At 57.2% G+C, this 14,227-nt stretch carries 13 protein-coding genes; 4 read left to right on the plus strand and 9 right to left on the minus strand.

Translation table 11 applies throughout. The features are described from left to right. Nucleotides 1-936 precede the first annotated feature (936 nt). Entirely contained in the window at nt 937-2,613 is a 1,677-nt protein-coding gene (locus tag C8J36_RS20555) for a globin-coupled sensor protein (protein WP_132537227.1), read from the minus strand. A 497-nt stretch (nt 2,614-3,110) separates the two neighbouring features. Here C8J36_RS20555 and C8J36_RS20560 point away from each other — a divergent pair, with 497 nt between their 5' ends. After that, nucleotides 3,111-3,599, plus strand: coding sequence for a transposase (locus C8J36_RS20560; protein ID WP_132537228.1), 489 nt, complete (start codon nt 3,111-3,113; stop codon nt 3,597-3,599). Nucleotides 3,600-3,607: 8 nt separating this feature from the next. Further along, on the plus strand, nt 3,608-4,195 hold the full coding sequence (locus C8J36_RS20565) for a hypothetical protein (RefSeq protein ID WP_132537229.1): 588 nt from the start codon (nt 3,608-3,610) through the stop codon (nt 4,193-4,195). A 236-nt stretch (nt 4,196-4,431) separates the two neighbouring features. On the opposite strand, the gene C8J36_RS20570 is transcribed toward C8J36_RS20565, so the two are convergent. The 8 genes from C8J36_RS20570 to C8J36_RS20605 all read right to left on the minus strand — a co-directional run bounded on the left by C8J36_RS20570 (nt 4,432) and on the right by C8J36_RS20605 (nt 12,280). Continuing rightward, the gene (locus C8J36_RS20570; protein ID WP_132537230.1) at nt 4,432-5,259 is read right to left on the minus strand and encodes a transporter substrate-binding domain-containing protein; all 828 of its coding nucleotides are present in this window, start codon (nt 5,257-5,259) and stop codon (nt 4,432-4,434) included. Nucleotides 5,260-5,281: 22 nt separating this feature from the next. After that, a complete protein-coding gene (gene alr, locus C8J36_RS20575) occupies nt 5,282-6,442 on the minus strand; it encodes an alanine racemase (RefSeq protein WP_245506665.1) in 1,161 nt (386 codons plus the stop codon). Beyond that, nucleotides 6,439-7,188, minus strand: a complete 750-nt coding sequence (locus tag C8J36_RS20580; protein ID WP_132537231.1) for an ABC transporter permease — start codon at nt 7,186-7,188, stop codon at nt 6,439-6,441. The genes alr and C8J36_RS20580 overlap by 4 nt, the downstream gene beginning before the upstream one ends. Before the next feature lie 4 nt (nt 7,189-7,192). Next, nucleotides 7,193-7,864 (minus strand): ABC transporter permease, encoded by a 672-nt coding sequence (locus C8J36_RS20585; RefSeq protein WP_245506666.1) that lies wholly within the window; start codon nt 7,862-7,864, stop codon nt 7,193-7,195. Then, nucleotides 7,861-8,661 carry an ATP-binding cassette domain-containing protein gene (locus C8J36_RS20590; protein ID WP_132537233.1) on the minus strand — a complete coding sequence of 267 codons (801 nt, stop codon included), beginning with the start codon at nt 8,659-8,661 and terminating at the stop codon, nt 7,861-7,863. Before C8J36_RS20590 ends, C8J36_RS20585 begins: the two co-directional genes overlap by 4 nt. A 90-nt stretch (nt 8,662-8,751) precedes the next feature. After that, a complete protein-coding gene (locus C8J36_RS20595; protein WP_132537234.1) occupies nt 8,752-9,714 on the minus strand; it encodes a helix-turn-helix domain-containing protein in 963 nt (320 codons plus the stop codon). 315 nt (nt 9,715-10,029) lie between these two features. Continuing rightward, a complete protein-coding gene (locus C8J36_RS20600) occupies nt 10,030-11,214 on the minus strand; it encodes an MFS transporter (RefSeq protein ID WP_132537235.1) in 1,185 nt (394 codons plus the stop codon). Between the two features lie 94 nt (nt 11,215-11,308). Further along, on the minus strand, nt 11,309-12,280 hold the full coding sequence (locus C8J36_RS20605; RefSeq protein WP_132537236.1) for an AraC family transcriptional regulator: 972 nt from the start codon (nt 12,278-12,280) through the stop codon (nt 11,309-11,311). Between the two features lie 156 nt (nt 12,281-12,436). Here C8J36_RS20605 and C8J36_RS20610 point away from each other — a divergent pair, with 156 nt between their 5' ends. After that, the gene (locus tag C8J36_RS20610) at nt 12,437-13,447 is read left to right on the plus strand and encodes a class I SAM-dependent methyltransferase (RefSeq protein WP_245506667.1); all 1,011 of its coding nucleotides are present in this window, start codon (nt 12,437-12,439) and stop codon (nt 13,445-13,447) included. 85 nt (nt 13,448-13,532) lie between these two features. Beyond that, complete coding sequence (locus C8J36_RS20615; protein WP_132537237.1) at nt 13,533-13,901, plus strand: hypothetical protein; 369 nt, start codon at nt 13,533-13,535, stop codon at nt 13,899-13,901. Nucleotides 13,902-14,227 lie beyond the last annotated feature (326 nt).

A 14,227-nucleotide genomic window follows, 5' to 3' on the forward strand; every position in this document is an offset into this window, starting at 1 on the left:
GCAAACATGTCAGAAACGGGATGCTGTCGCCCGTCGAGTTCGAAAAGCAGCAGAAAACGTAACCCGAGGGTGTCTACGAAACGCGGGGCTATTCAGTACCGGTTTTTGATCGTGAAACTGAGATCGCTAGGGCCAAGGCGCGAATTACCCCACAGTCGGTCCGGGCTGTGATCGTCGAGGGAAACTACCTACTGCTAAATCGAGATCAATGGGCGACCCTGCACTTCGACGTCTCCCTGAAGCTTGAGGTTTATCGGGAGACGCTCAAGCGTCGGCTCATCGATCGGTGGAACGGTCTGGGGAAGTCGCTAGAGCAAGTCATTCTTCATGTTAAATCAAACGACATGGTGAATGTCGACCTTGTTCTGGGAAGTAGTCGCACAGCCGATTTTGTTATCGTTCACCACTGAACTAAGCAGCGAAATCCATGCAAAAGGGCATGATAACGAATATCTGGAGAACTGATATCAGATCCATGCTTGACCAACTCCACGAGATGACTGAACCGTGCCGTGTCTGCCGGAGGCAATTCGGGTGATGTCCGGACCCGACAAGCGGGTGGATCGACTTAGCATGCGCCAAAAACTGCTCAGAGACACCAAGCCACCTTTTCTGGTTGGAGCAGGGCGGTACGGCGTCTTTCGTCAGGATCGAGACGATCGTGCAACTGTGCGGTCGTCTGCCTTTGGTTGGCAAAGATATCTCCGAGCGGCTGGGCGCGACCCCGGCACAGTTAGCGTTGTCGGCACACTCGCTCCGAATATGCGTCCCGTGCCTGCACCAACGGTGTCGTTCAGGCGCCACCTCTAGCACGGTTGATCCAGGCAAAACTTCCGGGAAGCGACCTCAGTCGATGTGCTGGTTTTCAGAATACTGATCATCTTACGCTTTATCGGCAAACCCTGATCATGAGGCGAGCAAGACTGGATACACGCGTCAAATTTCCTGCCATTCGTCACCGGCGATAGCCGCATTGCCTTGGGTTCCGTAGGCTTGAGCAAGCCTGGCTCGGGACTCGTGTATAGGAGCGCTTTGAGGCTTGCCGAGCGCGACCATCTGCCGTTGCGGTGCCCGATTCGTTGGTATCTTCCCGATATTGAATTCACCAAGCATCTGCGCGATCCTGCTGACCTCTTGAACAAGTGCATGACTGGCGGCTGTAGATTCCTCTACCATAGCTGCGTTCTGTTGCGTGCCTTGGTCCATAGCGTTCACGGATGTGTTAACTTCCTGAAGAGCGATCGACTGTTCGCGTGCCGCTTCAACAATGGAATTGATATGCCGGTCGATCTCTTTCACCTCACCGACAATGATCGTCAGGGCTTTTCCGGTTTCGCCGACTAAGGCAACGCCACCTCTAACCTGCTCCCCGGAATTGTTTATTAGGTCCTTTATCTCCTTTGCCGCCTTGGCAGAACGCTGAGCAAGCTCTCTTACCTCTTGTGCAACGACAGCAAAACCCTTGCCCGCCTCTCCTGCACGTGCCGCCTCAACACCTGCGTTCAGCGCTAACAGGTTCGTCTGGAATGCGATTTCATCGATTACACTGATGATGCTTGAAATTTCGCGCGACGAGGTGTCGATTGCACTCATGGCCGAGATCGCCTGCTGAACAATCTCTCCAGATTTTTCTGCGCCGAACTTGGCCTTGGCGACCAACCGGCCTGCCTCGTCTGCCCGCTTGCTTGAATCTTTGACCGTCGTCGTGATCTCTTCCAGCGCTGCCGCGGTCTCTTCGATCGATGCCGCCTGTTGTTCGGTCCGTTTGGACAAATCGTCTGCGGCGACGCGCATTTCCTCGGCGCCGGCATGGATCTGCGAGGCGCTGGTGTTGATCTGGTGAATGGTGGCGGACAATTGCTCCATTGCATTGTTGAAATCATCACGCAGACGGTGGTAGGCTTCAGGCAGATTGTCGTCGATGCGGTAGCTGACATCCTTATCGACGATCGCTGACAGCGCCCTGCCAAAACAATCGCATACAAGGTTTTGCTCGGCTGCAATTGCTTCGGCCTGTGCCTTCTGCTTCGCGACTTCCGCCTCGTCAATATACACCGAAATCGCCAGATCCATGTCGAGCATCGCGGCCTTAACCAGACTAGCGAGTGCCTTGCCAAAGTCTGCGGGCTTCATTGTCTTCTTCGAAAAAAGTCCCGCTTTCGGAAAGATTTCCTCAACTGCGCTGGTGATCAGATGATCGAGAATGATCGCGTAGCCACCGATATACCATTGCGGCTCCAGTCCTATACGAGCATGTACTGACCCTATGGTCCGCACCTTGCTTACATAGTCATCGTTGAAGTTGCCGTCCGAGATGTTTACCCAATGTCCTTGCTGAGCGCCTTTGGCACGTGCGATGTGCTCTTCGGACGAGAAGAAGCGCTTGACCTCAGCGCTCTTCCGAAGCTGGGCGTAAAACTTGTCCAGGCCTCGTGGCAGCTCGCGCGCAACCAGGGTCTTCAGGGAACGGATACTGGCTCGACCGGCGGCATCGAGTTCCATAAACTCAAGACGACGCTCGATGTTCCGCGTCGTCGATGATCCACCACCCGACCCATCGCCCGTGTCCTGCTGAACATGCGGCGACGTATGAGTATGAGAGCTTTTCGACATTCGAGCCTCCTAGTTGGGCCGAGATTTTGGAAACGACACGACAACTCAACGCTACTGATCGGACATCAGAATTTTGGCTGGCGTCAGATACCGACCATGGTCTTATAAGATACGTCTACATGAGAATATTATCGTTTATAACCCATTAATATTGGTATTTGTTGATCGATGAAATGCGGGGTCATAAAACCTTTGTTTTGCCGTGATCCGTCCGTCGATGTCGTGGCGCCGTCAAGCGTTGACGCGTTCCTAATGCTGGACCATGATCTTGGGCGAGCCGTTTGATAAGATTGCAGCTGTAGCCCCCACGCTGGCAATGGTTTCCCGCAAGCCATTGCTGTCATACTCTTTACCTGGCATAGCGGCATGACCGCGCTGGCCCTCAAGAAGAGCCGGCGCCTTTGTTATCTTGCCCACCTAAACGGCGGCCCTACTTTGCTGTTAACGCTAGCAGATGAACGTGACCGGGCGACGCGTGCAAGGCTTTGGAGAATCCAATGATTGGCGATGAAGAACAGGACCTCCCCTCAGAGGCATCTCGTGTTTCCAGTGGCGGGTCTGGAACGGAAACACAGCATCTGGAAAGTGCCGTCTCGAAATCCCCGAGACGGAAGCCGAAAAATGCTGACCGTGGTGAGCCGACGACGCGTCAAATCAAACGTCACACGGCTGCAGAGCGCACCGACAAATTGCGACGTATTGAAGAGGCCCTTGGAAATGGCGGGGTTTCGCTAAAGGCTGCCGTTGAAGCCGTTGGGATTTCCGATCAGACCTATTACCAGTGGAAGCGGAGCGAGAAACCTGCGGAAGGCGCCTCAACGCCTAAACTTTCATCTCCGTCCAAGGCTGCCGCAACGCCATCCCTGAGCAATGAACTCGCCGACCTCATTGAACTTGAGGAAGAAAACCAAAGACTGCGCCAACTCCTTGGCGAAAAGCTTCGAGCAGAAAACGCCGAGCTCCGCAGACGCCTTGAGCTGGACTGATAATCCATATGCGTAGAAACCAACCGAACTTCGTGGTGGAATACAAAGGCGGTCGGCGCCCGCGAAAGGATTCAACCAAATCGATATGGGGCGGCGTCGACTTCAGTTCGTTTCAAAGCGAGATCGATAACGATCTCGCCTCGACACCGAGCGCCGATGTCATCTGTTGTGCTGACGACGAGCGCTCAAGTGCACGCGAACAATCAATGTCGCAGGAGCAACGCATTGCTCCAGAGGCCGCCGCTGACCCTCATCCTGCCTCGCCGGACGTTGAGCCCTTGTTGATCGAAGGCGATCAAAGTGACACGACCGGTCACCTCCTGCAACCGGAACGCGGGCTGAGGGAACAGATGGCTTCGGCTCCGGCAGCGCATCGGCAGCACGGACATTTCTCAGATGCTGACCGTCTGAGCGCAGACATCCGCCATAATGAAATTTACGCATCCAAAGAACGTCCGGCATCCGCAGTACCGATTTCGCGATCGCAGCTTGCCGAACTCGACGCTGAAAATGCGGTACTCAAAACGCATCTGAAGCAACGGCTTGTGGCAGAACATAGGCGCCTTATGCAGATGCTCGAACGGTTCTCAAATTAGATTTTCAATCCGTCTACGCAAGATCAGCGCAAGCTCGGAAATGGCCAACACCCCTTCCCCTGTTCGTGTCTAATACTAAGCACAGATGCGAGATCTTGTGCTGGCCACCGCAATGTGTCGCAATCTGCCCCCACGCGGAAAGGAGCTGAACGCGCACCGACCTTGTGCGATGCGCGTCAAAAATTGAGATCCAGCAAAATCGCTCCGGGCGATGGGCCGGTTCCAACTGCATAGAGCTAATTGGACACAAGATCGGCATCGAACCACTTTTCGCTCAACGCTTTGAGCTGCCCCGTCCGACGTAACTCCTGAAGTGCCGCATTGAAAAGCGTGGCGAGTTCTTTGTCGTCTTTCCTCAGGCCGATACCGATGCCCGGTCCAAACAGACCCCCGGATATCCGAGGCCCGTAGAGCGCAGCTTTCTGCCCGTCTGCGCTCTCAAGGAATGTCTTCCAGACGGAGTAATCCGCAAGCCCTCCGTCGATCCGACCGGAGACGAGATCGAGGTTGAGATTGTCCTGCTTGTCGTAAGTCCGGATCGTCACATCATCTCCCAAATAATCGCGAACAAAAGCCTCCGCATTCGTCGAGCCTTGCACGCCAATGGTTCGCCCGCTCAGGTTTTCCCTGAGCACCCGCAAGAGGGCATTTGAGGTGCCGGCTTGCGATAAATCGAGCTTCGCATCTGAATCCGTGGGTGGAAGTCCGAGGTCCTTCGAAACGACAAAGTAGTTCGATGTCAGCGCATAGGGATCCGAAAAGCCGATGACCTGCTTGCGTTTTTCGGTGATCGACATCCCCGCCATAATGGCGTCGAACTTGCCGACCGAGAGGGCGGGGATGATGCCATCCCAGGCTTGGGTCACGAATGTGCACCTTAACTTCGCCACGTCACACAGCGCCTTGCCCACATCGATGTCGAAACCGATGGGTGCGCCATTTGTATCGACGGCGTTCCACGGCGGAAAAGCGCCTTCCGTGGCAATGGTGATTGTTCTGTCCTGTGCCGGACCGATCGAAACAAGTCCGAGATAGATCGAAACTGCGAGCCCGATAGTACGCATGATTTTTCCTTCTCTGTCATCGTCAGGTGTAGATCCGCGGCACATGGTCCCGCAGGTTGGCGTAGAGACCCACGGCATCGGTGCCCCAGTCCTTGGCCAGTTCTTCAAGCGATATTCGCTCTCCTTTCTGGCAACCGAGCAGAACGACCTCGTCGCCGAAGCACGCGTCCGGAATTTGGGTGAGATCGATGCGTAGATGTTCGAGATGGGCCGGGGGAAGAAGTTGAGCGCGCCGCCCTCTCACGAGGGCGAAACTCGGTGTCTGGAGGTTGCGCGGGACGCCATCGCCCCAGCCCATACCAATGACGCCAATCCGCATGCCATCGCGAAAACCCGGCAGTTCGGGCAGCGGCCCGAGTGATGAATCTATTGCCTTAACGGATACCAAGCTCGTCGATATCTTCTTGAGTGCGGGTTCAAGATCGACGGTCCTCACCGGATACACAGCTTCCGGCAGGCCGAAAAAAAGAGCACCGGGATCGACGGCGTCGAAGTCCATCTCCGGGTAGGTGAGCACACTCTCGGTGCTCGACATCATCGTCATGGGAGCGGGCAGGCCGGATCGGCCAAGCTCCTTCAACAGCGCGTTCATCCGAGAGAGCTGCGCCAGTGCATGCGATCGTGTCTGCCCGGGAAGCTCGCTTACATGAGCGTAGATGCCTTGGAGACAGAGAGTTTGTGAGCCTCTGACTGCGGAAATAAGGTCGATGGCGGTCCCTGGTGTTGCACCAGCGCGAAAGAAGCCGAGGTCGATCTTGATGCAGACCGGAAGCCTGCGAGCGACGGACTGCCACTGGGCAACTTCATCAAGGCTGGAGATCGTCACAGTGAGGTCAAGATCTTCGAGAAGGGCGACACTTAGGGGCGTGGCGCCGGGGTAGAGAAGGATAGCTTCCCGCACGCCGGATGCGCGTATCTCGACCGCATCCAAAACCGAGGCGACCGCAAACCCGGACACACCCTCCAGTGCCAGAGTCCGCGCGACAGGGCCGACGCCGCATCCATAGCCATTTCGTTTGAGACAAGCGTAGATCCTGACGCGGGTCGCAAGGTGGTTCCGAAGCGCCCGGTAGTTGCGTCGTATCGCGCCAAGGTCGATCTCGTACCATGTGCCACGTAGCGTGGCCGCGGAGAGATAGGCGGGATCCAGAGCACCAATCGGGTGGAGGGCGTCTTTTCTCACAGGATTGCCCCTTTGCTTATCGGCTGAACGCTGGAGGCAATGATTGTATCGCGCTCAGAATTTCGACGCTGTCTATGCCGCGAGCCCGATTTCTCGAGAACCCCAAAGAGACGCGTGACTGCGAAGGTCAATGCCAGATAGACGATCGCCGCCGACAGGAAAACTTCATATGGAGAAAAGGTCTGGGCCACGATCTTACGTGCGACGCCGGTCAGTTCCATGAGAGTGACGGTGTTGGCGAGCGAGGTCGCCTTGACCATCAGGATCACCTCGTTGCTGTAGGCTGGAAGGCAGAAACGGGCGGCGATCGGGAGAACGATCCGTCGTGTCCGCAGCGTGTAACCCATGCCCAGCGCTTTGGCGGCCTCGACCTCCCCTGTCGGCACGGCGTTGATTCCGCCGCGAAGGATCTCGGTGGAATAGGCTGCGTGATTCAGCGAAAAGGCAATGAGGGCGCACCAGAGCGGGTCGCGAAGGACCGGCCAGGCGATGCTTGAGCGGACCCAGTCGATCTGGCCGAGACCGTAATAGACGAGAAAGAGTTGGACGAGCAACGGCGTGCCGCGCATGACATAGGTGAAGGCAAACACAGGCGCCGACAGCCAAAATGACCGAGCCGTACGAAGGAGTGCGAGTGGAATTGCGAGCGTGAGCCCGACGAAAAGCGAGACCAGCGTCAGGATGAGTGTCAGCGTTGCTCCCTCCATCAGCACGGGCAGGGAGCTTATGATGAGTGACCAGTTCATGATCTTAACCCCTCACAGGCATGTTGACGCGACGCTCAAGCATCGCCAACAGGATGAGCGACGCGGTTGTCAACGCGAGGTAGATTGCTGCGGCAGCCGAGTAAAAGGTCAGCGGGTCGCGCGTGGAGCCAGCGGCCATGCCGGCCTTTCGTGTTAGATCGTCGAGCCCGACGACCGAGATCAGCGCCGTATCCTTCAGCAGCGTGAGCCAGAGGTTCCCAAGTCCAGGCAAAGCATGGCGCCACATTTGCGGCAGGACGATAAGCCACAAGACGTGCGCTTTCGTCAGACCGAGCGACCGAGCGGCTTCGGTCTGTCCTTGCGGAACCGCCAGGATCGATGCCCGAAACACTTCGGTCGCATAGGCGCCAAACACAACTGTTAAGGCCAGGACACCGGCGGCAAATGCATTAAGCTCAGCGTGCTGTCCAAACAGAGCAGTGACGGCAACGCCACCACCAAAATACAGCATCAAAATTATCAGGAGTTCCGGCACGCCGCGGACGATTGTCGTGTAGACACTCGCCGCGCGTCTGAGGAAAGAGACGCCTGACAATTTGGCACCAGCGCCGAGCAGGCCGACGACGAGCCCGCAAACCAGGCTCGTTACAGCCACTTTCAGAGTTACGGTCGCTCCAACGAGCAGCTGAGGGCCAAAACCGAAGAGATCGATCACGCGAAAGGCTCCGTGGGATGCGAGGAGAGAAACTGCCTCAACCGTGCGGAGTTCGTATGGGCGAAGAAGCATGCGGGCGTCGCGCGCTCTTCGATCCGACCTTTGTGCAGGAAGACGACTTCGCTCGATACCTGCCGTGCAAATCCGATCTCATGCGTGACGATCAACATGGTCCGGCCGTCTTCAGCAAGGCCGCGGATAACCCTTAGGACTTCGCCAACCAGCTCCGGATCGAGCGCGGATGTGGGCTCGTCAAAGAGGAGGACGTTCGGTTCCATTGCGAGCGCCCGCGCGATAGCGACGCGCTGCTTCTGCCCGCCGGAGAGTTGAGCCGGATAAGCACTCCGCTTGTCGGAGAGTCCAACGCGCGCCAGCCAATGTTCTGCCTGCTCGATGGCTTCTCGCCGCGCAAGGCCGCGGACATGGATCGGCGCCTCGATGACGTTCTGGAGGACGGTCTTCTGTTCCCAGAGATTGAAGCTTTGGAAAACCATGCCGAGCCGTCGACGCAGGAAGCTGATCTGTCTGGAGGGGGTTGTCTCTGGTCCGCCGATCACCTGATCGTCTGCGAGCCAAATTTCCCCCGCGTCAGGTATTTCCAGGCAGTTCAGGCAGCGAAGAAAGGTACTCTTGCCGGAGCCGCTGCTTCCGAGGATCGAAATCACTGCACCCGTCTCCGCTGTCAGATCGATGCCGCGGACGACGTCCACGAGGCCGAACCGCTTATGCAGGCCGATGACGCGCAGAGCCGGTGGAAGGCCGGGAGATAGATCTTGCAATGGCGCCGACCGTTTCATGCCTCTTCGCTCCCACCGTTTGGATGGACAAGTTTTGGCAGATGCGGCCCCTAGCTGATTGCAGTTCCTTGACGGAGTTACAGAATCTTATCACTCCTTAAAGGCAATGGCCGGCTGGAGAGCGGCGCGGTATTCAGAAGGGGTCGTGCCGACGGACCGACGAAAATTATTTGAAAGATGGCTCGAGCTTGAGAACCCGCAGTCCAGCGCAATGTCGGTAAGGCATCGTCGGGATCGGCCGAGAAGATCCTTGGCTCGTTCAATGCGCCGGTGAAGAATATAAGCGTGGGGAGGGGTGCCTATTGTCTCCTTGAACGCGCGGCAGAAATGCGGAACACTTAGGCCTGTGAGCGTTGAGAGTTCGGTCAAGGACAAATCCCCAGAAAGATTCTCATCGATCTTTCGAAGGATCCGGTTGAGGTTTGCGGTCGACAAACCCCCGGTCCGCCTCGTTGTGATGAGACCTTCCTTCCGCGCGAGCTGCGCGATGATCGTGACGGCGAGCCCTTCGACGAGAAGCTTCGCATACGGATTTTCGCCTGCGAGCTCCGAGCCGATTGCGCGAATTGCTTGCGCGATAATCGGATCGACATGTCCGAGATCGGGTGAAAAGGAAGGTAAGGCGCGTGATGCGGTCTCTTCGACGCCTTTGACGAAGCCGACTTCGATCGAGACCGCGAGGTAGGATGCGGTCGCCGCTCCCACTTCCCATCCTTGCCAGCGACAGCCTGCCGGAACGAACAGGACGGCCCCAGGCCGCCGTCGAACGAAAGAAGCACGGCGTCCATCGAGAAAATACTCTCCCTGTTCTGCCTCGCCCTGAAGATTGAGCAGGATCAGGTGTCTGGACGACAGGGAGGCCGTCTCTTCCTTGCCGAGGCCGGTTCGGTGAACATGTTCGGCATGGACCGCTCCCCAGTTTCGCTCTCGCCGCCGCAGGCTTCGGCATGCACCATCCTTGAAGAGCGCCGCACGCGGAGGTGCAACCTCCCGAAAGAGCTGGCTTTGGTGTGTTGGGAAGGCTTTGCCGTCGGGAGCCGAACCACGGTCCATCCTCGATCACTCCCGGGGATAGAGAGTTTGTCGCGGTGCGCCCCCGCGAAACTCGCTTAACCTCCGAATGATCGGGGAGTTCGAAACCGTCTGTGACAGCCCTGCGGCCTTTAGTTCCGGGGAACCTGGACATACGCCACAGGCTCCCCGACCCAAAGGTCAGAGAGTTCGATGCTGAATCGACCAGCATCAGTCGCACAGAGAGGTTTCGACGCCCCAAGGCAGCGCGTACTGCCTCGCTGAATAGTTTAGTCGAGAAGCATCAGCACTGCCAAGGGATTTTGATCGGTAGCCGCCAGAAATGGGCGGCGTTTGTCAGCTTCTGGAACGGCCAAGAATGGCGAACGTAACAGTCCCGAAGACGAGAGCGGCCGCATAAAGCTGAAAGAGGGCGGCGACACCTGTTCCTTTCGGAGCAAGGGAGATCGACGCAAACAGCGCAAGGCCCAGCACAACGCAGCCGCAGTGCACCCAGCCCTTCGCGCGTCCAAGGTGGCTGGATGGAATAGCCGACTGAAGCTGCATCTCGGCTGCGGCCCGCCCGAGATTGTAAAGGGCGCCGAGTACCACGAACAATCCGATGACGCTCGGAAGAGACGCCAGCGTGAGGACAAAGAAGCTCAGTGCCGCAAGGGTGAGACAGGTGATCTGGATACTCTCCAGCCCGGCGGACCGCGCGACCCGTGCGATCATGATGGCGCCGATGACCGAGCCAATCGACCAGGCGCCCTCCACCATCCCGAAATCCAGGGCAGTACCAACGAGCTCATCCCGAACGAAGCCGGCCGCAAGCACGCTGACGATCAGGCCTGTCGAATAAAGGAGAGAATAAAGGGACCCGATGCGCAACACATCCATTTGATCGAACGCCTGCACAGCGGATGGGAATTGGGGATCCGCGCTGCGCCGGTCGCCGGAGGTCGCTCCAGCCATGAATAGCCCGCCCGCGAGAAATGCCGCACTGAGCGACAGGAAAGCCGCGGATGCCGTTGACGCATGGAGCATCACGCCGACTAGGATAGCAGCGCATAACGCGCCCGCTTGCATGATAAAGAAGACGGCGGCATTGCGCGCAGCCAGCGTCAGTGTGATGCCGACCGTTGGGATCATGGCTTGCGACGACGTCAGCGACAGGCGGTCTCCTACCGCATACAGAACAGCAGAGATCCAGATAACATGCTGCGTTGCGGTTTCAGGTTGCGTCATCGCAACACAGATCATGGCTGCCGCGTGTGCTGTGTCGGCGACCATGCAGATTTTTCGGCGATTACAATGATCTGCAAGCCAGCCGGCAGCGGGGCTGGCGATCAATTCCGTCATGCTCACGAGGAGAAAGAAATTCGCAACCGCCGCACTGCCATCCCCGCCTGCCACCAGCAGCCAGGCGCAGACAATCTGATAGCCGGTTCTAGCGAACGACGAGGCGAAGATGCTGGCGAGAAACCAGCAGAAGCCATCTTCTGTCAGTGCTGGAAGTAGTCTGAATCCGAAGCGGACCATCGATTACCTCCGTTTGTGCTCACATGCGGTCGTGCTGGCGCGCGCGAGATGATCCGTTTGCGGCTTTCATCATCGTGCGGACAAGACATGGTCATCAGCTCCGCCAGATCCGCCGGAACTCCATCGGGCCGACACCGACGGCTTTCTTGAAGGCGACGGTGAAATGGCTGGGGCTTGCAAAACCGCAGTCTGCCGCGATCGCTGTTGCCGGAAGTTCCGTGGTGCGCAGCAGATCCACCGCTCGCTGAATCCTCAGACGAGCGATAAATTCGAACGCCGTTTGTCCTGTTGCCTGCTTGAACGCACGTAGGAAGTGACGACGGCTTAGACCGATCTCATTCGCTATTTCAGCCAGCGTGGGCGGGTTCGAGAAACGCGCCTCCATAAAGGCGGTCACACGCTTGAGGTCAAAAGCTCTCAGCCCACCCTTGGCTCTGTCCAAGCCGACGCCGCATCGTCTCATCATCTGCGCGATCAGCTGAGCAGCCTGACCCTCCACCATGACCGGACTGAAGACGTCTTGGAGTTCGAGCTCTGCCGCAATTCGCTGCAGAGCCTGCTCGATAAGCTCATCACGCAAACCCACCACCGGCTTTAGCGCATTGGCTGTAACGGGAAGAGCCGCGAAGCGCGCGAAATCGGCCTTGATCGAAACATGCAAATAGGCGCCTGTCGCGTCGCCTTCGTCCCAGCCTTTCCATTCGCTGCCCGCAGGCAGAAAAATCACAGAGCCGGGCTCACGCGGAGCGAAGTCGACACGGCGACCATTGATGAAATCCTCACCTGTGCAGGCTTTGCCCTCTATATTCAGCAGGAACGCATGACCAACAGAAGCGATTTCGTTTTCCTGACGCCCCAGGCCGGTGCGACGCACGATATCCGCGCGGACGGCGCCCCATTCAGCACGATTGTGGACGACACTACTGCATCGGGATCGTCGGTAGGCGATCGGATGAAACTCAAGCGCTTCGGCCAATATGGACGAACCCCCATCATCAGTGATGCATCGCTCATATAGCTGAGCGCATTTTTCTTCAATTGAAAGTAGTCCCGGATGGTGTTTCATGGCCCTCTAATGAAAGCATGGCGCTCAGATGAAAGCGCGCTCCGTGTTCATGGCCTATGGTCGGCATCGGCTGCTTCGCAGTTCTTGAGCGTTCGGGACCGGAGTGGTCCTGCGGCCAAGCGACTGGGGGCCGCGTGCACGGGAGATCCTATAATCGTGGCGTCTGATTATGAAAAATTCCTCGAAGAGTGCGATCGCGCGCCGCGATTGAATGGCATGGCTGAATTCTTCGAAAACGCCGCTGCTGGCCGACGAGACGTGCCACACGTCAGGCCCGCTGTTGACATGCGCCTTATGCCTGCGGATCCGTCGCTATATCGCTTCGTTGAGCGCCATGCTCGTCGGCAAGGTCAGTTTGATCAGCATTATCACGCCAGCATCCCATACCGTCTGGAAGAGGAGTGCAGGATGGGTCATGCTATTTTGTGCTACAGCCAAACCCGCTCCAGGAAGCTCAATTTTTACAGCTTGGGCACGGCTGAAGGAACCATGGCGCGCACGCTATCCGAGTTAACTGACGGAAAGATCAGGTCTCTCTCCTGCAGTCCAACGGAGGCCAACCGCGCCAGCTTCCTGGCATTCGGCTCGCCACCTAATGCGCACTTCTTTCTTGGCCCCTTCCACCGACTGACGAAAGAGTATCTTCGGAATGAACCGGACTTGGCCATATTCGAGGAAGGGTTTGACGTCATCTTGGAGGACACGACCTTCCAGATGTACTCCCCAAATCGGCGTAGTCAGCTTGCTTTCGTGAAACAGCACCTCAAACCCGATGGCATTCTGCTGCTCGTCGAAAAGTTCCGGGCAGAGGACAATGCCGACTACCATCGGCGCGAATTGCAGAAGGATTTTGGCTTTAAGGCGCGTTACTTCGACGCTTCGACCATTGAGCGAAAAGCACGGGATGTCTTATCGACGATGTACGGGGGTGAGATCACGCTGAGTGAGATGGCAACTGCGATTCTCAGTTTGTTTCAGTACTGCATGATCACCTGGAATAGCGGTAATTTCTACGGGCTTGCGGCAAGTGACAGTGAGGAAAACCTCTACCGCTATCTGTCCTCAATGATCGCGCCCGCTGTACCAGGTGAATACGTCTACAAGCCTGAGCCGTATTCTGACCTTGGTGACGTGCTCGCGTTTAAGGACGATCGACCCCCCGCGTGATCGAAGGACACTTCGTATGTTCATGGCGCATCCTCCAGGTAGAACTATGGCCCTGGTCTCCCCGCCCCAGCTGTTAGAGCGTTCTATGCCAAAGCGCGTAACATCCCAGGACGCAAGCGCACCACTGCGAGTGAATGCCGGCAACGATGTCCTTGCGTTGGTGATTGACCGGTTACACCGGAGGCTCCCCGCGATCGTCGATCTGCATGCCGTACTCGGTATTTTTCTGGTCATTATGGATATGTCACGATCCGCCGGAACGCTTTCGCTGGCCGCATTGGAACGGGTTGCCGGGCCACGCGAACATTTCAGATCTCATATCGAGGCCCTGGAATGCTCCGGGCTCATCTCGATCGACGTCGATTGGGATTCCATTAGTGAACGACATGATAGTCTCACGATCTCCGATCAGCAACTTCTCGACGTCTGGCGTCAGGCATCCAGAGGTCTTTGACGATAGCCGATCTCCGTCTCGGCGGTCGGACGCCCGGTAGAGAGATGTTTCCGACATTGAGCAATGCTACGCATAGCTCTACGGGAAGATCGGTCGGGACTGGTAGACGATGCCCAACCGGATAAAGGTCGGAAGGATCTGGCCCCGATTGCGTCCATGGACCTGAGCGTGGCTGGAGTCGACATCCAAGTCGATGCAGAGGTGGAGGAAGCCGTTCGCTGGTAGGTCGATCATGGATCAGGGGCTAGACTTCCAATACAGCGTTTTTACCGACCACCTTGGGAGGGTGGATAGCCAGAAGTGGTCGGCGAATAGACCGCAACGTA

The organism is Rhizobium sp. PP-F2F-G48, from assembly GCF_004342335.1.
In the GTDB taxonomy this organism is placed as follows: domain Bacteria; phylum Pseudomonadota; class Alphaproteobacteria; order Rhizobiales; family Rhizobiaceae; genus Ferranicluibacter.